The organism is Chloroflexota bacterium (genome assembly GCA_020161265.1).
In the GTDB taxonomy this organism is placed as follows: Bacteria; Chloroflexota; Chloroflexia; order Chloroflexales; family Herpetosiphonaceae; genus Herpetosiphon.
In genome coordinates this window covers 380,682-404,018 of the sequence record JAIUOC010000007.1, presented here as the reverse complement: position 1 = coordinate 404,018, position 23,337 = coordinate 380,682, and the positions used below count along the sequence as shown (strand labels likewise).

9 protein-coding genes are annotated in these 23,337 nt (G+C 49.1%); 6 read left to right on the top strand and 3 right to left on the bottom strand.

Translation table 11 applies throughout. From position 1 onward, the window contains the following. Positions 1–64 precede the first annotated feature (64 nt). Positions 65–3,952 (top strand): tetratricopeptide repeat protein, encoded by a 3,888-nt coding sequence (locus tag LCH85_17660; GenBank protein ID MCA0353824.1) that lies wholly within the window; start codon positions 65–67, stop codon positions 3,950–3,952. Here LCH85_17660 and LCH85_17655 read toward each other — a convergent pair. Beyond that, positions 3,912–5,048 carry a hypothetical protein gene (locus LCH85_17655; protein ID MCA0353823.1) on the bottom strand — a complete coding sequence of 379 codons (1,137 nt, stop codon included), beginning with the start codon at positions 5,046–5,048 and terminating at the stop codon, positions 3,912–3,914. The genes LCH85_17660 and LCH85_17655 overlap by 41 nt on opposite strands. A gap of 335 nt (positions 5,049–5,383) precedes the next feature. On the opposite strand from LCH85_17655, the gene LCH85_17650 reads away from it, so the two are divergent. Continuing rightward, the gene (locus tag LCH85_17650) at positions 5,384–9,778 is read left to right on the top strand and encodes an AAA family ATPase (protein ID MCA0353822.1); all 4,395 of its coding nucleotides are present in this window, start codon (positions 5,384–5,386) and stop codon (positions 9,776–9,778) included. A 192-nt stretch (positions 9,779–9,970) separates the two neighbouring features. Here the strand turns inward: LCH85_17650 and LCH85_17645 are convergent, their stop codons facing one another. Then, positions 9,971–11,812, bottom strand: coding sequence for a carbohydrate-binding domain-containing protein (locus LCH85_17645; GenBank protein MCA0353821.1), 1,842 nt, complete (start codon positions 11,810–11,812; stop codon positions 9,971–9,973). A gap of 179 nt (positions 11,813–11,991) precedes the next feature. Here LCH85_17645 and LCH85_17640 point away from each other — a divergent pair, with 179 nt between their 5' ends. The 3 genes from LCH85_17640 (at position 11,992) to LCH85_17630 (ending at position 18,947) form a co-directional block, all read left to right on the top strand. Beyond that, the gene (locus LCH85_17640) at positions 11,992–13,518 is read left to right on the top strand and encodes an adenylate/guanylate cyclase domain-containing protein (GenBank protein ID MCA0353820.1); all 1,527 of its coding nucleotides are present in this window, start codon (positions 11,992–11,994) and stop codon (positions 13,516–13,518) included. Between the two features lie 2,250 nt (positions 13,519–15,768). Then, positions 15,769–16,158, top strand: coding sequence for a PT domain-containing protein (locus LCH85_17635; GenBank protein ID MCA0353819.1), 390 nt, complete (start codon positions 15,769–15,771; stop codon positions 16,156–16,158). A gap of 662 nt (positions 16,159–16,820) precedes the next feature. Continuing rightward, on the top strand, positions 16,821–18,947 hold the full coding sequence (locus LCH85_17630) for a beta-lactamase family protein (GenBank protein ID MCA0353818.1): 2,127 nt from the start codon (positions 16,821–16,823) through the stop codon (positions 18,945–18,947). A gap of 103 nt (positions 18,948–19,050) precedes the next feature. On the opposite strand, the gene LCH85_17625 is transcribed toward LCH85_17630, so the two are convergent. Further along, on the bottom strand, positions 19,051–21,432 hold the full coding sequence (locus LCH85_17625) for a tetratricopeptide repeat protein (GenBank protein ID MCA0353817.1): 2,382 nt from the start codon (positions 21,430–21,432) through the stop codon (positions 19,051–19,053). Between the two features lie 160 nt (positions 21,433–21,592). Here LCH85_17625 and LCH85_17620 point away from each other — a divergent pair, with 160 nt between their 5' ends. Beyond that, entirely contained in the window at positions 21,593–23,236 is a 1,644-nt protein-coding gene (locus LCH85_17620) for a hypothetical protein (protein MCA0353816.1), read from the top strand. Positions 23,237–23,337: the final 101 nt, after the last annotated feature.

Below are 23,337 nucleotides of genomic sequence, written 5' to 3'. Positions count from 1 at the left end.
TATTTTTGTATAGGTATGCTAGGATGCTTATACACAGCGATGATCATCCTACTAGGGCTTTACTATGCAATCATTATTGCCATTGCTTCCCCTACCGTTGCTTAAACTCCTGAATACGGCAGAATCTTCAAGTGATCTTTTGGCAGAACAGCGATTTCATGCGATTGTTATGTTCGCTGATATTGCGGACTTTACCGCATTAAGTGATCAAGCTGGTGATCTTGGTGCTCGTGGCACTGAGCAGTTAACGTTAGTGCTAAACCAAGTCTTTGAAGCAATGATCGATCTGATTCAGACAGCTGGTGGAGTTGTTTGGGGCTTTAGCGGTGATGCATTGACGGCACTTTTTTGCTATAAAACTCCTCAGCAAACACCGATTGCCCTGCAAGCTTTGCGTTGTAGCCTTGCAATTCAAGCAGCGATGAACCAATTTCAGACCAATACGTTAATCAATGAGTTTGTAGCTATTCGTTTAACGATGAAGATTGGGTTAGCTCATGGTGAGCTTATCTGTGGTATGGCAGGCCTTCCACAACAACGCTTAGTGCCGTTATTAGTTGGCCAACCTCTAATTGAAAGTAGTTTGGTTGAAACCCAAGCACTAGAAGGGGAGATTGGTTTAACTGCTGAGCTTTGGCATATTGTTCAGCCCTATGTCGAAGCCCAAGCCCGCGATAATTATTATTGGCTCCAACGCTGCCAACCTGGAGCATCAATCACTCAACCTAGCTTGTCACCTGCACAATTGCCTGCTAGAGCTGAAATGTTTATCCATCCATTAATTGCCAAGCGCTTAGCTGACAATCAGGCCTCATTTATCAATGAACATCGGCTTGTGTATGTCTTATTTGCTCAACTACGGGTTGAGCAATCACCGCAGGGGCTTGCAAGCATGCGCGAGTGGGCGAGCATGCTCACGGCAATTAGTGCTCAGTATGATGGGTATCTCAGCCATGTAACGGCTGGCGATAAAGGCATCACAAGTATGATCTTATTTGGTGCGCCAATCGCCCATGAAGATGATCCTTTGCGGATTTTAGATTGTGCTTTAGGTGTGCGTGAGCAAACTCATCAATTAGGCTATCAATCTGCCTTAGGTCTAACCAGTGGAGTGGTTTATTGTGGGCTGGTAGGTTCGACTATTCGCCAAGATTATACAACGATTGGGGACTCAATTAATGTGGCTGCTCGCTTGATGGAGCAGGCTGAACCTGACCAGATTTTGGTGAGTATGGAACTGGCTCACCATACGCAGACGCAGTTTGATTGGCAAGTCTTACCTGCGGTTATGCTCAAAGGTAAGCCTCAACCAATTGCCCTGATGGCGCTTCAACAACGAGCTTCGGCAGCATCAGTCCGTTTGCCTGAGGTCGCAAGTAATCTGCGATTAATCGGGCGTGCTAGCGAATTAGCAACATTGTTAAGCGTAACTGGACAAGCCTTGACAGGCCATGGACAGATTATGGCGATTGTTGGCGATCCAGGGATTGGCAAATCGCATTTGATTAATGCTTATCTCCAACAAGTTGATACTGACCACTGGAATATTTATCGTGGGGAATGCGAAGCCTATGGCGAAAATAGCCCTTATTTGGTTTGGAACGCAATTTGGCGAGCTTTTTTCTGCATTGAACCAAATTGGGATCTGGCAACCCAGATTCGGGTTTTAAATTTTCAACTGGAGTTGATCGATCCAAGCCTCCTTAATCGCTTGCCATTGCTGGGAACGATATTTAATTTGGCGATTCCCGCCAACGAAACGACAGCATTACTTGAGCCACAAATGCAAAAATTGGCGCGTGAAGCAGTTTTAATCCAAGCTTTACGGCTACGGGCAATGCGTCAACCGCTGATCTTAATTCTAGAAGATTGCCATTGGATCGACCCACTTTCAGCTGATTTGTTGTGGGCAATTAGCCAAGTAATTGAACACTTGCCGATTTGCATCATTTTGGGCTATCGTCCAGCGATTCAGAATGAGTTGATTAGTCAGCGTCTACCGCAATTATCATATTGGGGTAGCGTGACGCTCCATGAATTTAATCAGGGCGAAGCAAGCCAATTGGTTGCTTATAAAATGCAGCATTGGCTTGGTGAGCAACAGATATCGAGCTCATTGGCGGCCCATTTAATCAATCAAGCTGAGGGTAATCCGTTTTATCTCGAAGAATTGCTTAATTATGTTCATACGCAAGGCTTAGATCTGAATGATGCTGCGGTTATTAGCAAATTACAACTGCCCGCCAGCCTTTCGAGCTTAATTTTAAGCAGAATTGATCAACTCAATCAGCACCAACAATTGACGATCAAAATTGCAAGTATTATTGGGCGGTTATTTAAGCTCCATTGGTTATGGGGTGTTTATCCACAGCTTGGCGATTATCAAGCAATTCAAACTGATCTTGAAATACTTGATCGTCTGGATTTAACGATTAAGCATAGTTTTGAGCCAGAGATTGCCTATATTTTCAAGCATATGTTAACGTATGAAGTGACCTATGAAAGCTTAACCTATGCTACACGATCGACCTTGCATGAGCAATTTGGCCATTTTCTTGAGCAGCATTATGCCGATGATCCAAGCTATCTCGATGTGATTTGCTATCACTTTACGCGCAGTGACAATCACCGCAAGAAAATTGAATATTTGTGGAAGGCGGCTAAAACGGCACAACAATCTTATGCCAATGAAGCTGCTTTATTGTTCTATCGGCAACTCCTCACCTTATTACCAGCAGCCGAACATTGGTCAGTCCTATTGCCAATAGGCGAGATTCTTCAGATTGTTGGTAAGCCGCAAGCAGCGATTGAGGCATATCAAAGCATTATTCAAGCCTTACCGTCTACTGCCGATGCTGCGATTAAGGGGCTTTGGAGTATTGGCAAGATTTATGGCGAACTTGGTCAGTTCGAGCAAGGCCTAACGTGGTTGGAGCAAGCCCGAACCAGTTATTTAAAGCTAGGTAACGCTGAGGGTGTCGCCGAAGTTTTAATTGATATTGCTAATATTTTATGGCAACAAGGCTATTATGATCAAGGCCTTGCTCATGTGCAGCAAAGTCTTGATCATTGGCGACAACTAGCCAATCCATTGGGAATGGCCCGTGCTTTATTTCAATTGGGTGTAATTCTATCCGATCAACGGCGTTATGCCGAGGCTTATCATGCTTTGGAGCAAAGTTTAGCGCTTCGTCGCGAGGCGGGCGATCTTTTTGCTATGGCAAGTTCACTGAATGATTTAGGAATTATTGCCTTTGATCGTGGTGATTATACAACGGCTGAGCATTTGTATACCGAAGCTTTTACAATTCGACGTGATCTGGGCTTTATCCGTGGGATGGCTCAATCGTTAAGTAATTTGGCTAATGCTGTCTTTGTATCAGGTGATTATCAACGAACCCGTGAATTGTTAGAACAAGCCTTGATCTATCGACGGCAAGTTGGACACCAACGCGGAATCGCCATCTCGCTGGCACATTTAGGTAATACTTATGCAGCACTAGGCGATTTTAAGGCTGCTTGGAACAATCATCGCGATGCATTTGTGGTTCGTTGCACGATTAATCATCGTTTGGGGATTGCCCAATCGCAAGTAGCTATGGGCTTTTTAGCGCTGCGAACAGGCGATTTTTATCAGGCCTATGGCTTGTTTCAGCAAAGTATTCATGGCTTTTTAGTGCTTGATGACCAGCGTGGATTGGCTGAAAATTTGGTCGGGTTTGGCTGTGTCGCGGCGGGGTTGCTTAAATATCAGCTTGCGCATCAATTTATGCTAGCAGCTGAAACAATTATTGTAAGCCTTAATACGATTTTTGAGCCAGAATTTCGCGATGGTCATGCTTGGTTGAAACGTCAATTAAATCAAGACTTGCCTGACCTGCTTAGTTTAAGTGAAGCAAACAATGCTAGTACTATTGAGACATTATTGAAGCTGAGTTATCGCTTGTATTAAGCTGTGATTGAGCAAGTTGTGCTGCAAAATGCTTGGCTTGAGCCGAATTGCTGGCTTGAAGATAATTGACATAAGCTTGTAATAACGTCATCGCCTCATGTTCTTGGCCTTGTTGGAGCAAGATTTGGCCTAGATGCCAGCCCGCCAAATGAAAAATCGCTAGGTCATTGCGGCTTTGAGCTAGTTGGCGGGTACGTTCAAAACAGGTTATTGCTGCTGAATGCTGATTTAATTCGACATAACGTAAGCCGACTGTGCCCAAAGCATAGCCTTTACCAAAACCATCATCGTTGCTAGTGACCGATTCGCCACCTTGCTCAGCATAAATTTGTTGGGTCAAGGCTAGTTTTTGCTGGTAATAGGCGGCTGAGCCTTTGGCATGCGGGTTGCGGCGATAGCCCCGCATCCAGCGTAGCCAGCGTAAGCTCATAATCACAATAATATCGGCAATCACATAACAAACAAACGCCCCAACTGGTGGGTTGGTGGTGTGCAATAATCCATTGAGTGGGTTGAGATCCCAGCGCCAACAGCCGAGCCACGTGCCTAAAAGCTCGATATAGAGCACCAAAAAGCCCATAATTAAATGTAATAATTGGGCACGATAGAGCAATAAAATCAGGCTAAACCCCAGCCCAAACAATAAACTCAAGCTATCATTGAACAATAAAAATGCGCTAATAAACAAACTGATATGACCGAGCAATAAACTTAAGCGTAAGCGTTGTTTGCGTTGTTTAACCCAGGCCAATTCGCTGATCAACAGGCCTGTGCTAAGTAAAATTGCATGGCCAAACGGCACATAGATTGGAATTGCCTCAAATTTGTAGCTGTAAAGCTCAAGCAATAGACTAAATACATATTCGCCAAGCGCCGAAAATGGCACAAACACTAAGGCAATCAGGCGTTGGTCGGGGCGCAAGTGATAGATCATCAAGCCAAAGTAGAGCGGTGCAGCAATATTGCTGATGATTTGGCCGTTGAAGCCTCGGGCATAGAGCCAAGCCGAATCATTGAACAGGGCAAAAAGTACAATCGGCCAAAAACCAATGATCAACCCAATTTGCCAAGCTTGGTGTTTGCTGCTTGTGGTCATGACTAGGCTCCCATACTAGGCGATAGCCATATTTTAGCCGAATTGAGCGATGCAGGATTAGTTGTTAGGGGTCAGGGGCTAGGATTGAAACCACCAAGGACGCGAAGATCGCGAAGGTTAAGTTTTTTGCTACAGATGAGCACAGATTTATTTGATGATGCTCCAAGAGAACATGTGCCGGTGTTTAACGCAGTGATGCAGAGCATTAATGGATCATGTGTGGGATTCGTTGCTAAAAATCAGCCTTCGTGCCCTTCGTGCCCTTCGTGGATCAACGATATAATCAAATCCATCTGTACTATGCTCTGGCACGATAGGTTGAATTGAGGAGAAGCATGATGACGACCCCAAACACTCAGGTTTTACATGAAGCCGCTAACCAGCGTGAAAGTGCTCGTTTGGTGCAGTTGCGGCTCACAGGCTTCGTTGGCCGTCAATCCGAACAAGCCGCGATTCGTGAATTAATCGACCAAACCCGCCCAAGCGGTGGCTACGTGTTGGTCACGGGTGAGGCTGGGGCGGGCAAAAGTAGCCTGCTCGCCCAACTAATTGTGAATGCTGGGCTAGACCAAACCCCGCAGCATTTTATTGCGCTGACTCCAGGCCGTGCCTATCAACTCGACGTGCTGCGCAGTATCGTTGCCCAACTGCTACTCAAACATGATCTGGCGAGCAACTATTTTCCTGCCGATAGCTACCCCGCTTTGCGCCTCGAATTTGGCCAGTTGCTACAAACGCTCGCGGCGCGTGGTATCAGCGAAACGATCTATCTCGATGGCTTGGATCAATTGCAGCCCGAGGTGGATGGAACCCGCGATATTAGCTTTTTGCCCTTGCAACTGCCTCTTGGCATCGTGATAGTGCTTGGCTCGCGGCCCAACGAGACGATCGATAGTTTAGCACTTGAGCATGGGGTTGTTTATCAGGTTCCACCGTTGCACGAACAGGATGCGATTGGGCGTTGGCAGCAGGTGCAGCCGACGTTGGAGCCAGCGTTGTGGCACGGTTTAGCGCAAGCAGTCAGGGGCAATGCCTTGTTGGTCGAACTGGCGGCCAATGTGCTGCGCCACACCACATCAGCAGAATTACTGCCATTGCTCGACTATGCCAGTGCTGACGCAACCAATCTCTTTCGGCTGAGCCTTGCACGGATCGAACAAGCAGCGCCGCGCCACTGGCAAGCGCTGATTCGCCCGCTATTGGCGGTGTTGTTGATAACCCAAGAACCGCTTGAGCCAGCAGTGCTTGCGGGGATTCTCGAACAATCAGTTGACGCGATTGCCGAAGCGCTGCCCCTGATGAGTGATTGGGTCAGTGTTGCCGCTGATCAGCGCGTAGCCCTACGCCATTTGTTGTTTCACGATTTTCTGATCGACCACGAATTTGCGGCAGCGGAACGCCGTGCGTGGCATGGACGGATGGCGCAGTGGGGTGGTACGCAGCTTGACCAGATCTGGCAGGATAGTGCTGAATTCGTCGAACAGGCACGGCGCTGGTATGCGCGGCAGCATTACATCACCCATTTGGATTGCGCGGAACAGTGGGAAGCCTTGTGGCAGGTGATCGATGCCGGTGATTATGGCGAGCACAAAGTGCGCTTTGAACCAAGCACCCGCTTGTATGGCTTGGATTTGGATCGTGCTCGCGAGAGCGTAATTGCCGCTGGCCAGAGCATCGAACAGCAGCTTGAATTGTTGCCGCGCTTGTGGCGCTATAGCCTGCTGCGCACCAGCCTCACGGCCCATGCTGATCAATGGCATGATAATGTATTTGTGATTTTGGCAGCCGTTGGCCGTTTATCCGAAGCGTTGGCCCAAATTGATATTTGTTCAGATCAAGCACGTCAAGTGCTGTTATGGTCGCGAGTCATTCAGTATGCTGAACCTGAGCTAGGCTTGAAAATCCTCCAACGTATGGAGCAAACGGCGCGTAGTATCCACAATCCCATCATGCGTGATGATCGGTTGCATTACGTTGCAATGGCTTATGCTGACCAGGGCTTGCTCACTTTTGCATATCCGATCACATTAACATTGACATCGGATATCGGTCGTGATAAAACCCTTGCCTATTTGATCGACATTGCCATCAAACAGCGTGATTTTGATCAGGCTTGGATTATGGTTGGTCAGATTCAAACAGCAAAATATCGCATTAAAAGTGCCATGGTATTGGCGCAAGCACTTATGTTGATTGGAGAATTTACTAAGGCCCAGCAACTGTTAATCGAAGCATTACCATTTGCTCAGGCTGAGCATGTGGTCGAAATTAAGAGTGTGCTTGCAACGATTGCTTGGCGGCTTGGCAATTATCGCCAGTCCCGTGCGCTCTTGGCCTACGCTCGAGCCTTGAGCAAACGCTTAACTGATGATGTTCAACCCGTAGCTGTATTGGCCGTGATCCGTGGCTACTCCGATCGAGCTGGCTCCCAACGGCAAGGCGGAAAAATCAAGGCGGCTGTATTGGCCGTGATCCGTGGCTACCTCGATCGAGGGAATCTGGCCAAAGCTCAAAGCTTGCATCCGATGATTCGAAAGGATGACTCTCGGATTGAACTTGTTCGTATCTATCTCAAATGGAATGAGATCGCAATTGCAGCCGAGTTGACCACGACGATTACCGATGAGTTTTACCGCGATCGGGCATATGCTGCGTTAGCTGCTTGGTATTGTAAATATGCTGATTTTGCCAAGGCTGAGCAAGCGATTGAGTTGATTACTGGGGATGAAAAAAAGAGAGAAAGTCTGTGTCTCCTAGCGACCAGTTATGCGCAAAATTTGCAAATTAAGCAGACGCTGGTGGTGCTGCAACGTGCGCTCGCAACCATTGAGCACCGCCATTATTCGGCAAAAAGCTTGCTCCAAATTGGTGATACCTATGCTCGTCAGCACTTGCATGATCACGCTTGGGGTATTTTTGCTGAAGCACTGGCTAAAATTACAACGATTGATAAGCAGCATCTTTTCCATGAACAAATGTCGGAGTTCCTGTGGCTGACCGAACATGTTAAGCGCTATGGCTATGAAGATCTCTGTGAGCGGGTTGTTCAAACCGCCTTATTAATTGGTCAGCGAGCAACCTTTGAATATTCATTGTTGTTCGAGAAGGCTACGATCTACTTTAATCATGGTGAGATTAACCTTGTTCGTCAGATGGTTGATGCTAGTACCGAGCCGCAGCTAGCGGTCCAACTGTTACAAATGCTCTTAAGGCAAGCAATTGAGCAACAGAATCATTCACAAGCTCAAACCTATGTGCTTGAAGCATTAACCCATGCGCGAAAGATTGAAAACCCGCGCTCTCGACTGATACGTTTATGTGAGCTTGGGGATACCGTTTTGGCGAGTGAATTTCAAGCCCAAGGGCAGCTTATGAGCGCTGAGGCGAGTCAACTCGTACCATTGCTCCAAACTGAAATAGATCAAGAAATTGCCATTCCTATATTAATTAAGAGCTATGCTGCCTATGCCATGTTGGCTGATGCCCTCAAGTTGGCTCAATCAATTATTATTCTTGGATTTAAGGATTATAACCTTAGAACAATAAGTCGCATCTGTGCTGATAATGGTGAGATTGAGCAAGCCTATGCGACGCTTAACTTGAGCCGATCCCGACCTGAGGTGTATGCACGGAATTTGTGCGAGATTATAGTCAAGGGGCATTCGCATGGTTTTGCGATGCTGGTAACAGGTTATTATGCTGAAATAATTGAGCTATTGAGGATAATCACTGATCGAATTAGTGTGCTTGAATGTCTAAAAGATTTGGCGATTGCTCAGATTAACTATGGTTCTAATCAGTATCTTCCCAGCCTATTGGATTCCATCCGTACTATGCGGCATCCAGCTTTGCCCGTAGATTGGTATGTGAAAGTGCTTTGTGAAATTGCTAGAGCCTATATCAAACAAGCCAATTACCCAGATTTTGCCGATTGGTTAGCATATGCCCATTCCATTGCCCAATCTCGACCAAACGTTACTGCCTATCATTATGTTGCGATGGAATATATTCAGCATGCTACCGATTCAGATACTGACATATTTTTGGCTGATATGCTTGGTTTAGCCGATGGTATTGAACCAAGCAGTTATGCAAATGCGCTATTTACTGTATTAGCCAATAGCTGTACGGCCTATGCGGTGCGTGGGCATCCAGATTTTTTGGGCAAAGCCTATCAGTTTGCTATGGCTATTTCAGTGCCGTTCCAGCGTGCCCAAGTCCTAAGAATCGTTGCCAATGGCTATGCTCAAGTTGATGACCGCGTGATGGTAGAAACGATTATTGCTGAAATAAGTCGGCTTTGTCCTAATTACTTAAGTATTGATGCTATCGCTTTGAACTATGCGCAACGAGGCGATTTGGCTTTTGCTCAAACGCTGATTGCCAATGATGAAGTATCAGAAAAAAGAGATGCTGTCTTGGATTATCTGATTCCAGCATTGCTGCAAACCGATGCTGTCGTTGCTGCATATCAAATCTCGCATGGGTTTACTAGGCTGACGAAACGGATTAAGTCCTTGCACCAAATCATTAACTACTACGTTGAGCGCCAGCACATTGCCGAAAGTGTGCAGATTATTCAAGCCGCATGGCGTAATTGTGGTGCTTCTGCTGATGTATGGGAACTGCGGAAAATCGTCTTGCCGCTTGATTCAACCCAGCCATGGCTTGGCATGGCCTTGCTCGATAGCGTACCATGGGTTGAGCAGCAATTAGCCCGATTGCAGTAAAACGTTTGGATAAAAGCTATGTTGGCTTGAAGTTTTGGCGTGGTCAGAACCACGAAGGACGCAAATGGAGTGTGGCTATAGGCTATAGGCTTTTGACTGGTTTGAAACACTATCTCATGTTCCATTAGCCAATTGCCTTCAGCCTATAGCCACGCTTTTTGATTTTTGACTTCTGCCTTTTGACTTTAGCTTTTAGCGTTGTCGTCCCATGCGCTGGCCAACTTGGGTCACGATATCGCTGACGCTGAAAGTGGCGTAAGCTGTGCCGCCTGCATTGGCTGTTTCCGACGAGAAGCCACTGGCCGAACTCGTTTGCAGTGAGCCACCGCTATTGATCGTGTAGCTTGCGCCTTGTTGCAGCTCTGGCGATGAGAAGACCAAGGCTTGGTATTGTTTGCTGGGCGCAAAGCTCACAATCGCCTTGCCTGATTGATCAAGAATTTGTATTAAATTGCCAGCAGCTTGGGCTGAGCTGTAGTTGATCAGCACTGAGGCTTGCGTTGAGCTGGTGTCGGGTGCTTGGACCATGCCCGCACTGCCAGCCGCAGCAAATACGCCACCATTCAACGCGAACCCACCATCATAATCCAATGCGCCGTTCATTTGCTCGGTTGGGCCGTGAACTAACACCAAACCACCGTTCATCACGATCGAGCCATTGGCATCTAAGCCGTCGCCAGCAGCATTGACCACCAATGTACCGCCGTTGATATACAAAAAGTAGTTGCCAGCAGCAAAGCTATCGTTGCGATTGGGCCGACCCATGCCGCCACCCTGCATACTCGAACCATCGCCACCAGCCACATTCACCCCATCATCTTGGGCTACAAGGCTAATTGTGCCATCGTTAATCGTGATGACGGCGCTTTCGAGACCCTCATACGAGGTGCTAATTGTCAGATCGCCGCCGTTGATCGTGAGGTTTGCATCGGCATGGGCACCATCATCGCCAGCGGCTAGGTTGATTGTGCCAGCATTGATCGTGACATTGCTATCGGAATGCAGCGCATCTTCAGCAGCATCGATCGTGATCGTGCCATCGCCAATCACTAAATTTTGACCAGCTTTCAGGCCTTTGGCTGAAGCATCAGCGCTCACACTGGTGCTACTGCCACCACCAGCGCTAATCGTTAAATCACCAGCGTCGATTAAGAGATCGGTGATGGCACTGAGACCATCGCCGCCAGCGCTGATCGTGAATGTACCACCTGTGATCGAAATATAGCCTTTGGTCGGATCTTCTTCGTTATCGGCGGTTAATCCATCGCCTTGAGCATTGATGCTGATTGTGCCGCCGTTGACCACCAGATAATCTTTGCCGCGCAAGCCGTCATCAACTGCGCTAATATCGATCGTGCCACTGTTGATCACCAAGCCATCTTTGCCAGTGATGCCGTCGTTGCCGTTGGCCTGAATCGTCAGACTACCAGTGCCATCAATCGCTAAATCGGCCTTGCTATACAGCGTAGCGTTGGGCAAATCTTCTTCGGTCGTAGCATTGGCTGAGGCATCAATTGTATCTGAAAGTGTATTTTGGCTGCCATCGGCCAAAATCACCGCCACTTGTTCGGCTTGCATAATGGCGATGGGAGCACTGGTTGAGCTATGAATCGTTACGCCATTCAAAATTAAGCGCACTAAATCCTTATCGGCAGTATCAACGATAATTTGACCATCACTCAAATTGCCACTCAATTGATAGGTTCCGGCTGCGTTAATCGTGGCAGTCGTTCCCTCAATTTTGACATTGGGGCTGCTGGCGGTGATGCTGCTATCGCTCAGTTTAATTTCGACCAACTCCGCTGTATCCCAAGCCAAATCTGCTGAGGTATCGTGCGGTGTGGCTTTGGTAGCTAGGGCTTGGTCGATTGATTCGACGGTTGGCACGACCACGGTTGGGTTGGTCGTTGCACTGACCACCGCTTGACTGTTGCTCGAAGTCGTATTGCTATTGGTCGTCGTTTGGCTACTTGAACAGGCTGCTAAAATTGCCACCAGCATACTGGTGATGAGTGCTCTGGTAAATGGTTTCATGCGAAAGCTCCCGATAGAATCTGATGCTGAGCGTTGCGCTCAGATTGCTTAATCTGCTATCAATTCTAGTCAGCAAGTGTGAGGAACTCGTGAAGAGAATATGTGGTTGATGTTGGGGATGCACGGTATACTTTCAGTAGCTAGGCCGATAGTCAATTGCCTGATCAAGGAGCGGTATCATGCCAAATCATCCATTAACGTTGCTAGAGCCACGCTTGCGCTCGTTATTGCCAGCGATGTTGTATGCCTCGGTTTGGGTCGAGCCGATTCCAGAACGCTTGATTCAGGTTTTTGAGCATTTGCGCACCTTGCGACGCATGTTGGGTGATTATGTGCCGCGCTTCGTTGCTGAAACCCCGCCAACGCCAGGCCTCGCCCGCTCTGCTTGGCAAGAAGGCACCTTGATGTTTACTGATTTGGCGGGCTTTACCACATTAATGGATGCCCACGCCGATGATCATGCCACCGATCAAGTGTTAAATGTGTTGAATAGCTATTTTGCCCAGATGGTTGAAATTATCAGCAAATCAGGTGGCAATCTTTTGGAATGGACAGGCGATGCCATGTTGGTGCAATTTCCGGCTGATGGTGAGCGCAACGACACTGCATTGGCGGTGCGGGCTGGCCTGCGCATGCAACGGGCGATGAAGCAATTTAATCAATTAACCACGCCCCAAGGCGTTATTTCGCTGGGCATGCGCATCGGTTTGCATCGTGGGCGCTTTATTGCTGCCGATATTGGCACACCCAAACGCATGGAATATGTGCTGTTGGGCGAGGCGGTGCAAGCGACGAAATATGCTGAAGGCGCAGGCGAAGTTGGGCGGGTTTGCCTTAGCCAAGCGGCTCTGCAAGCGGTTGGGGGTTTGTATCGCTGTGAGTTATTGCATGATGGCTATGCTTTGGTTTGTGATGATTTAGCCGAGCAAGCCTTGGGCGAATATGATATTGCGCCGACCAAACGCCGCCAAGCAGGCGGATTTTTGCTCGATCGCAGTGTTGTGGCGTTGGTGCATGAAATTGAAGAAATGCTCAACACGACTGAGCCATTAGCCAGCTTTTTGCCGGTGTCGGTGCTGCGCTTGTTGGTTGAAACCGCTGCTCAGCGTAAAGTACCGCCGCAATGGCTGCAACTCCCTGTTATCTATATGAATTTGAGCGGCATCAGCGATGCCCCCGAATATCTCGACCCCGACGAAGAACCCTTGTTGATCAAAGCCTATTCACGGATTTTTGCCTTGATCAATGCGGCGGTCGAAACTTCCGGCGGGATTCTGAAAAATGTGACTTACGATAAATCTGGCTCGAATATTTTGATTCATTTTGGGGTGACTGGAGCGCATGTTGATGATGGCTTGCGGGCGGCCCAAACCGCGTTAGCGATTCAAAAATTGGTTGAGCAATCGCCAGAATTGCATTTTCGGCGTTATCAACAACGAATTCGCTGCAAAATTGGCCTTGCCTATGGCCCAGCGTTTGCCGCCGAAATTGGCGAGCCACGCGGGCGGCGTGAATTTAATTTGTTGGGCGATGTGGTTAATACTGCCGCACGGTTAATGGCTGCTGCTGAACAGGGCCAAATTTTGCTCGAAGCCAGTCTGCAACAACTGATTGATCAACAATTGCCATGTGTTGATTTGGGCACAATCAGCTTGAAAGGCAAGGCTAGCCCAACTCCAATTTTTAGCTTGCACCTTGCTAGATAAACTAATACCTCCCTTGCTACTGCCCATCGTAGTTGGCTTATAGCCTGTTTGGCGCATCATGATACGATAGACATAACCCAAGGGATTATCAAACTATCGCTATCTCCGCAATCATCCTAGATGCTTGATCAATGATCTGCTCAGCAAGGTGATGTTGCTGGTTGATGCTGCTTAACGCTTGCCGAAACAATCAATGAAATCTGATTGAGTTTGGCATATCCGAAACCATTATCGGGGTGAATCCACACAGTCTAAGGAGATTTCGCATGCGCTTGAAGCCTGTTCAGCTTCTTATTATGACGTTTCTGCTTTTGACCATGGCTCAGACTGGCGCAAGCTTTCGTGCCCACGCGCGGTTTGACGCTCCAGTTCAATCGATTCCTGCTGGTGAATCGCGTGGCATAACCCAAATCGGGACGGTTGGCATCCAACGCACGAGCGCCGCAATTATGGCCAGCCAAGCGTTTGCCGATCAACAACCACAGCCAGCGCGTTTAGCAAAGCCACGTTTCTTGGTTGATCGCCAGCGTTTGGCTGAAAACCCGAATGCTCCGGCAGTTGCCCAATGGCCAGCCCAAGCAGATTCATTGGCTGCGCCAGTTGCAGCATTGAATACGAGCGCCTTGAGCAGTTTGAGCACCAATTTTACGGGCGCAACCTTAGCCGATAGCAATCGGTTTCCGCCGGGCACGATGGGCACTGTTGGACCAAGCCAATTTGTGGTTGCAATTAATGGGCGTTTGCGAACCTTCAATAAAGCTACAGGTGTTGCCGATGGCGTGCTCGATAGCACGATGGAAACGTTTTTTAGCTCGGTGATGACCCAGCCGATTGCCAATAACATCACCTACTATCCACGGATTCGCTATGATCGAATGACCCAGCGCTGGTTTTTGACGGTAACCGATTTGCCAGGCCTCTCAGGGAATCAAGTCAATCGGGTGTTGCTGGCGGTTAGCGATGCTGCCAGTGCGGGAGTGATTACGCCTAGCACGGTCTGGACGTTCTTCTTTTTTCAAGGCAGCGCTACCGAGATGATGGATTATGCGAGCCTCGGTGTTGATGTTAATGCCTTGTATATTGGCGCTAACATGTTCACCACCGCTGGTTCGTTCGTTAGCACCAATGGCTATGTGGTGCAAAAAAGCTCGATCCTTGGAACTGGGCCGATTGTAGTAACGACCTTCGCTGGGTTAGTATCTGGTGGATCTGGCGCTGGCCCATTTGCTCCACAAGGCGTTGATAACTTTGACCCAACCGCAACCGAAGGCTATTTTGTGGGGGTTGATAACGCGACATTTAGCACGCTGATGTTTCGGCGGGTGAGCAATCCAGGCAGCCTAACCCCCACAATCTCAGCCAATATCTCAGTGACCGTCCCAACGACCACCTTCCCTACCCGCGTTCCCCACTTAGGCAATACTGGAGGGGCGAACGGCCAACTCGATGGGATTGATGATCGGTTGTATGGAGCCATGATTCGCAATGGTCGGCTTTGGACAGCCCATAGTTTTCGAACCAGTAGTGCTGGGGTGGCGAGTACGGCAGCGGGAGCGCGTAACTCTGTGCGCTGGTATGAGTTTCAAAATTTAACGACGACACCAACCTTGCGCCAAGCGGGAACGGTGTTTGATAATGCTGCTGCCAACCCGCTCTTTCAATGGATTCCGAGCATCGCTGTTTCGGGCCAAGGCCATGCGGTGATGGGCTTCAGTAGTGCCGGAACCGCAGCGCGGGCCAATGCATCCATGACCAGCCGCTTGGCTGGTGATACTCTTGGAACAATGCAAGCGCCGACGCTCTATACGGCGAGCAGCTTTGATTACAATCCCGCTGCTGATCTTGGTGGGGCGAGTGGGCGATTTTGGGGTAATACCTCATATACCAGCCTTGACCCCAGCGATGATATGACTATGTGGACGATTCAGCAGTTTACCAATGCCACCGATTCGTATGGGGTGCAGGTTGTCAAAGTGCTAGCTCCGCCGCCAGCAACCCCTACCACAAGCAATCCAGCCTCAGTCGATCAGGGGACGACGACGGATATCATTATTACTGGCACTTCGAGCGCTGGCTCAGGCTTTTATGATCCAGGGGCAGGGTTTAGCAACCGAATTACTGCCAGCATCAATGGCGGCGGGGTAACAGTAAATAGTGTTACCTACAACAGCCCAACCCAAATTACCCTCAATATTACGGTTGCACCTGGAGCTAGTGCTGGCGCACGCATCGTGACAGTAACCAATCCAGATGGCCAGAGCCTTGACAGTACCAGTGGGATTGTCACGATCGTTGCAGCCGCGACGGCAACCCCAACCAACACACCAACCAACACACCAACCAACACACCAACCAACACACCAACCAACACACCAACCAACACACCAACCAACACACCAACCAATACACCGACCAATACACCGACCAATACACCGACCAACACACCGACCAACACCCCAACTAATACCGCGACGGCGACGGTCACTAACACGCCGACTGGTACGCCAACCAACACGCCGACGAATACACCAACCAATACACCGACAGCAACGGTTAGCAACACACCAACGAATACGCCGACTGGTACGCCAACCAACACGCCTGGTCCCACGACATTTATTCAATATCTACCCTTTGTGACGATGAGCCGTACTGGTTCACTTGTGACCTTGGGATCAACTGCGATTGCTACTAGCCCAGTCGCTACTCCTGGCTTTGTCTTTTTTACGAGCACGATTACCCTGCCGACGGTGCTGCCAAGCGGTGGAAGCTATTGGCTTTCATCAAGCCCGACTAGTCTGGTGGCGGGTTTAGTCGATGATGCGGTGATTATTCGAGCGGGTACAACTGAGATCTTCCGCTACGACTATGCAAGTAATGGACAGCCGCAATCAGCTTTGGTGCCAGTCCCGGCAAGTGTGCTATTGCCAAGGGCTGGCCAGACGCTAACCATCGAATTCACCGATCTCTATGGCAGCGTCTATAGTGCTACGCCGCTCTATTTGGTCTGGACACCCTAGGCGATTGATCTGCATTAATAGTCTCTAACTAGACATAACCCCTCTTTCAGTTGTCGGAAGAGGGGTTGTCGTGTAGAAAGCTAGGCCGGCCTCGATCTTTGGTACGAGCGACTACCTGCTGAATTGCTCAAGGGGGCTTGGCTTTTGAGTGAGCACAATTCAGCATTATTAACCTAGGCCTACAGCGACCAATCAACTATGCTAACCCCAATCACTGCAATCGTTCTAAACCTGCTTTTTGAGTAAGTGATTGTTGTAATCTGTTAGGTTGAAAGGTCGCGTATGTTGAACTTTGCCAAATTATTGCCCCGCTGGCAACGCTGGATTTTGCTCACCGGAATGGCCTCAATGCTCTTAGCGAGTTGTACCACTGCCAATACCCAATCGACTGCTACCAGCGCGGTAACTGCGACCAGTGTTCCAACTAGTGTCAGCGCGGCAACTGTTGAGCCAACCGCTGCCGCAACCGTAACTACCGCCCCAACCAAGGCCAATGCAGGCGTAGAAAGCAGCAGTATCTATACCAGTACCAACCAATTATTCTCAGTGCCGATTCCGACAAACTGGCAACTTGAAGACCAAGCTGGGATTGTGCGACTGAATGATCCCGATCAAAAAATTAAGATTGCCCTGTTGAGTGTTGAAGAAACTGATTTAAGTAAGGCGATTGAATTAGGTTGGCAGCAAGCCGACCCAAGTTTTACGCTTAAACCCGATGATAGCCAAGAAATGCCAGCCCCGAGTGGGGTGGAAAAGGCCTTGGTTGCCGCCTACGACACCAAAAATACCACCCAGACCACCGTAGCCTTGGCTCAATTGCACGAAGGCGTAGCGTATTTGATGCTGGTGCAAGGCGAAAATGCCACGATTACCAAACGACAATCACAAGTTGGTATCATTCAATCGGGCTTTACGATTTTGGCGCTCAACCAAACCACTATTACTGCTGATCAAAGGGTTGATGTTGGGACAGAACTGATCAGTGAATTAGAAAATTTTATTCAAACTGAACAAGCCAAATATAAGATTCCTGGCGTGAGCGTGGCGATTGTCCAAGATGGTCAAATTGCCTATAGCAAAGGCTTTGGGGTGCGCGATGTGGTTTCGCAAGCGCCGATGGATGCCGATACCCAGATGATGATTGGCTCAACTGGCAAAAGCTTGACAACCTTGTTGATGGCAACCTTGGTCGATCAAGGCAAACTCGAATGGGATACGCCAGTGGTTGAATTACTGCCTAATTTCAAGGTCAAAGATCCTGAAATTACTAAGCAAATCACCGTGCGCCATTTGGTTTGTGCTTGTACTGGTGTGCCGCGCCGCGATTTCGAGATGATTTTCAATGCTGAAGATTTAGATGCTCAAGGGATTATCGCTTCGGTTGCTGATTTTGAGTTCTTCACCGATTTTGGCGAGGCCTTTCAATATAGCAATCAGATGGTGGCGATTGGTGGCTTTGCAGCAGCAGCGGCGAGCGGCGGCGATCTGAACCAGCTTGATCGGACCTTTGCCGAAGCATTGACTGAACGAGTGCTCAAACCTATGGGCATGAATAACACCACGCTTGATCAAGCAGTTGTTGAAGCCAGCCCCAATCATGCCCTGCCTCATGGCTTGGATTTGACCAATGCAACCTACCGAACCATTCCGATCAGCATGGAATTTGCGATCAAAGGCGTAGCTCCAGCGGGCGCAACCGAGTGGTCAACTGCCAACGATATGGGCAATTATCTGATTACCTTGCTCAATCATGGGATTACTCCTAGTGGCCAACGCTTGGTTTCCGACGAAAATTTAGATGTGCTGTGGGAGCCACAAATTGCGATCGATGCCAAATCAAGCTACGGGCTGGGTTGGATGATTACTGATTATCATGGCTTGGAATTTATTGCTCATGGTGGTACAACTTTTGGCTTCTCATCGGAGTTTGCCTTTATTCCAGAGGCCAACATTGGGATTGTGGTTTTGAGCAATGGTCAATATGCCAACCATTTTGCCACCAGCATTAGCGATCGCTACTTTGAATTAGCCTTTGATCAACCAAGCAAAGCGGCTGAAACTGCGGCCTATAGCGCTCAAAGCATTGAACAATCGTTGGGCGAAGTTGCTAAAAATCTTGCGCCTGAGTTGGATTTGGCTAGCGTTGAGCCATTACTGGGCAGCTATACCAATGCTGCCTTGGGCGATGTGAGCTTGATGCTGAATGGAGAGGAACTGTGGCTGGATATTGGCGCGATTCAAACGCAATTCAAGCCAGTATTGAACGACCAAGGCGAGCCTGATGGCTATCTCTCAGTAACCCCGCCGTTCACCGGAATTCCCTTCAAAACAGGCGTTGATGCGAATAATCAACCAACCTTGACCATGGATGTTGGCAGCGAAACCTATCTGTTTACGCGCAAACCATAGATAACGCTTGCGATAATCACATCGGATATAATGCGGCCTCGGTTTGGAAGATTGGGTGATTAAGCCCACATTCCAAATCGAGGCCGTACCTGTTGTGCTTGTTTTAGGGTTCGCTAAGTGCTTGTTCAATCATCGATTTAAGCAGATCAAGACTGGTTTGCTGATGAAGTTGTTGACGAATGCTTCGATCAAGCTGTTGCTCAAGTTGCGCGATCCATGGTGCTAGCAGAGCTTGTTCTGGCTCGGAGCGTGGTGCGCCGATTGATTCGCGTAATTGTTCGACCATCATCAAGCGCTGCGCACCAAGTTGATACTGGCCTGCCTGAATTGCCAAAATTGCCAAGCCTTCTAAACATTCGGCGATACTTTCGCGCTCGCCAAGCTGGTGGAGCACCTGCAAGCTTTGTTGATAGTAACGTTGGGCTGGCTGAAATTCGCCGCGTTGTAGGCTAATTGCCCCCAAATTGGTCAACGACGTTGCGGTTGCCCACTGGTTATTGAGGGTTTGACGCAGGGCGAGGGTTTGCTGGGCCAAATCATAGGCACGTTGCAAGTCGCCCCGATAACGCGCCAACATGGCCAAATTGCTCAAAGTTGCAGCATAATTCGCAGCTTGTTCGACCGTGCTACCAAAAACTGTTGCATTCAGCTCAAACAAGCTTTCAGCTTGGGCATAGGCCTGCTGTTTAATCGCCACGAGTGCCAAATTATTGCGCACCATGGCCGCGCCAATTGGATTATTGTTGGCATCGTAGAGTGCTAGGCTCTGGCTAAAATGCGCTTGGGCCGCCGCAATATCGCCACGACTCCAAGCGATAGCGCCACAGGCATTCAAGGCGCGTGAATGCAAGATTGGCTCAAGGCTCTGGGGTTGGCTCGTGGCTTGGGCTAAAGCTTGATCGAGCCATTGTTGACCTTCATTGAAATAACTACGTGCCCACCAAAAACGCCAACTATTAACCGCAATATTCAAGGCGGCAATTGGGTAGTGGTTGCTGCTGGCCCAAGCCAAGGCAGCTCGGAGATTGTCGTGCTCGGCCTCGAATAAATCAAGCCATTGTTGTTGGGCATCGGCAAAATGCTGGTTAAAGGCCTCGCTCAGTTGGGTAGCCCACGCCAGATGTTGCTGGGCAAATTGTTGCTGTCGAGCTGGCGCTAATTGCTCAAGCACATATTCTCGGACAAATGGGTGCAAAACCCAACGTTCAGCCTGTGGCACTTGCATAATTAAATGATGATCAACCAAGTTTGCCAAGATATCGTAGAGCGTCGAATCATCCTCGGCGAGATCAAGGGCGAAGCTCGCGCTGCTGGGTGTCCAACCAGCGGGCCAAATTGCCAAGGCTTGCAGGGCTTGTTGCTGGCTTGGTTCCAGCAGATCGACGCTCCAACTAATCAGGTTGCGCAGGCTGCGTTGGCGTTCGGGCAAATCGCGAATGCTGGTTTTGAGGCCGAGCACATGGTTGGTGAGTTGTTGGGCCAAGCGTTGTGGCGAGAGCATCCGAGTGTGGGCGGCAGCTAATTCTAGCGCTAAGGGCAAGCCCTCAAGTTGGCTACAAATGTGGCGTATGGCTTCAAGGCTGGCATCATCGAGGCTAAATCTGGCAGCATGGCTTTGAGCACGCTCAATAAACAGGGCAATTGCTGGTGTTTCAGCTAAATCTTGGCTGGCGATTGGCTTGGTTGGCACGACCAATGGCTGAAGTTGCAGCATATATTCGCCATATAAATTGAGCGGTACACGACTGGTTGCCAAAATTTGCAACTGTGGTGCTTCACGTAAAAGCTGGCCAATCGCGGCAACCCCTTCGACAACATGCTCAACATTGTCCAAAATCAGCAAGAGTTGACGCTTGGCGAGAAATTGTTGTAGCGCTTTTTCAGGGGTTTGTTGCGGGCCAATCGCTACGCCAAGTGCTTCGGCAATTGTCGCTAAAACTAATTGTGGTTGGCTAATGCTGGCTAGCCCACAAAAACAGACTCCATCACGATAATTAGCCTGCTGGGTTTCGGCAATCGCCAACGCCAAGCGAGTTTTGCCAACCCCACCAAAGCCTAAAATGCTGATCAAACGTTGACCTTTGGCAAACAGCCGATTGATGCTTTGTTGCTCATTGCCACGACCTAAACAGCGAGTTGGCGGAATCGGTAGGTTGAAACTGGGGCTGGCTTGCGGTTCGGCAACTCCATCATTTAAAAACGTCGTTAATTGTTGGCATATCTTTTTGAAATGGCGATGATAGGTGGTTGTATGAATGCCTAGGCTATCGGCATAATAGGCGATACTGCGTTGGGGTTCGGTCACAATCAATTGCAGCAAGCGTTGTTGATCCGGCTGTAATGGTTGTTGGCAAAGCCATTGCAACAATGCATGCAGACCACCTTTGGCATTTACAAGCTGCTGGATTGCTGGCTGATTGAGCGCGATATGCGGTTGTTGTAGGAGTTGTTGCAGCCATTCAACCTGCCAGAGATGCTGATTCATTGCCAAATACTCCTCAAAATACACTCTATTAATAAAGTTTTGACTATTTTGACATTCTGCGTTATGCTATAGTCATCCACCAATTTCTCCCACATATCCGTCAGTCGATTCTCTCTACGGTAGTTCGTCAGTGACGATGAGCAATGCAAAGGAGTCGTTCGTGAAACGTCGGATTGCAGTTATTTTGGCCCTGATCGCCCTCATGTTGGCCACCGTTAGCCTTCCACACAAGTCGGTTCAAGCCCAATCAGCCCATTTAATGGCTGCGCCAGCTCCGCGCATTATTGCTGAAGTCAATGGCGCTGGTAAAGGCCGTGTTTGGGTGGGTGCTGTGCCAGCCAACAGCAGCAGCAAGCCAGTCTTGGTCTTTGTCCATGGGTTACACGGCAAGGCTCCCAACTGGTGGGGCGCAACCATGTACCACGGCACGAACGATATGTATGATAAAGCCTATGCGGCTGGTTATCGTACCGCCTTTGTGAGTATTGACGACGAAGTTGATGGCCCATCATCATCAGTTTGGACCAACGGCGCAACCTTGAATCGCCAATTAGACGTTATTTTAAATCATTATGGGGTGCGCTCGGTTAACATTATCGCCCATAGCAAAGGTGGTGTCGATACCAACAGTGCTGTGATTCACTATGGCGCAAGTGGCAAGGTGCAAAATATTGTTACCCTCAGCTCGCCCCACCGTGGTTCACAATTGGCCGACTTGGCGTATAGCTGGTGGGCTGGCTGGTTGGCTTCGTTGCTGGGCCAACGCGATGATGGCACCTATTCAATGCAAACTGCCTATATGAGCAACTTCCGTTCGCAAACCGATGGCAGCGCCAACTATAGCAATGTGCGCTTCCACACTGCTGGTGGTACTAACCATGGCCCAGCTTTCTCGGCCATGTGGTTTGGCGGAGCCTATATCTCAGGTGATAATGACGGGGTGGTGCAAGTTAGTAGCTCGATTCACCCTCGCCAATATACACGGCTCTTTACCCGCAACTACGACCACGACAATATTCGTTTGGGCAGCGTGGTTTGGAGTTCAATCGAGCCAAGCGTGCGCGGCACCTTCCGCAGCAAAGTCAGCGAAAATAGCGCTAACAGCCCAGTTGCTGATCAAGCGACCACGATCAATGCCAATAGCATTTTGCGGGGTGGGGTGCTCGAAAACGCCAGCCGTGGCGGCATTCGCTTCAATCTCGAAACTGGGGTGAAAACCGCCAACTTCGATTTTGTCAGCAACAGTGCTGATCTCGATGTAGCGTTTGTTGATGCCCAAGGCAAGCGCTATGCTGCCAACAAGCCTGAGCTTGATACTGAATTCTTCCGTGGAGCCTACCACTACAGCGCCGAAGTTGCTGCTCCAGCGAGCGGTGCTTGGTCGGTGGTCGTCAGTGGTGGTAAGGCCGATACCGCCTATCTATTCAACGCCACGTTGGATAGCAACTTGAATGTGCAACTTGATGCCGCTAGCTTGTTGGCGCAGCCTAACCAAAGTTTGGGCTTGAAGGTCAATGCTAGCAATGCTCAAGGCTTGAGCGTCAAGGCTCAATTGACAGGCACGCCTCAAGGCACAGAATTGCACAGCGCTTTGCCAACCAACCGTAGCCTCTCAGCTAAAGGTGTTGATAGCGCTAGCCTGAATCTGACTAGCCCGCAAGCCTTTGGTTTGTATCAAGTGGCCGTAACCGTCACTGGTACTGCCGCCGATGGCAGCAGCTTCGAACGCTCAATTCCGCTAAATATCGGGGTTGTCGATAGCGCTACCAAGAACCCAGCCAACAGCTTGCCTGCTGGCCGCTAAACCTACAAACCGTTAGCGTTCTACAAAACACCACTCGTTGCGGGTGGTGTTTTGCTATTTAGCTAGCCAATTTTGCAGGAGAATCGTGTACAATACAAATA

Excerpts from the sequence above, each read along its gene's own strand:
- LCH85_17655 (MCA0353823.1), bottom strand. The coding sequence starts at position 5,048 with ATGACCACAAGCAGCAAACACCAAGCTTGGCAAATTGGGTTGATCATT.
- LCH85_17640 (MCA0353820.1), top strand. The coding sequence starts at position 11,992 with ATGCCAAATCATCCATTAACGTTGCTAGAGCCACGCTTGCGCTCGTTA.
- LCH85_17650 (MCA0353822.1), top strand. The coding sequence starts at position 5,384 with ATGATGACGACCCCAAACACTCAGGTTTTACATGAAGCCGCTAACCAG.
- LCH85_17660 (MCA0353824.1), top strand. The coding sequence starts at position 65 with ATGCAATCATTATTGCCATTGCTTCCCCTACCGTTGCTTAAACTCCTG.
- LCH85_17630 (MCA0353818.1), top strand. The coding sequence starts at position 16,821 with ATGTTGAACTTTGCCAAATTATTGCCCCGCTGGCAACGCTGGATTTTG.
- LCH85_17645 (MCA0353821.1), bottom strand. The coding sequence starts at position 11,812 with ATGAAACCATTTACCAGAGCACTCATCACCAGTATGCTGGTGGCAATT.
- LCH85_17625 (MCA0353817.1), bottom strand. The coding sequence starts at position 21,432 with ATGAATCAGCATCTCTGGCAGGTTGAATGGCTGCAACAACTCCTACAA.
- LCH85_17635 (MCA0353819.1), top strand. The coding sequence starts at position 15,769 with ATGGCCAGAGCCTTGACAGTACCAGTGGGATTGTCACGATCGTTGCAG.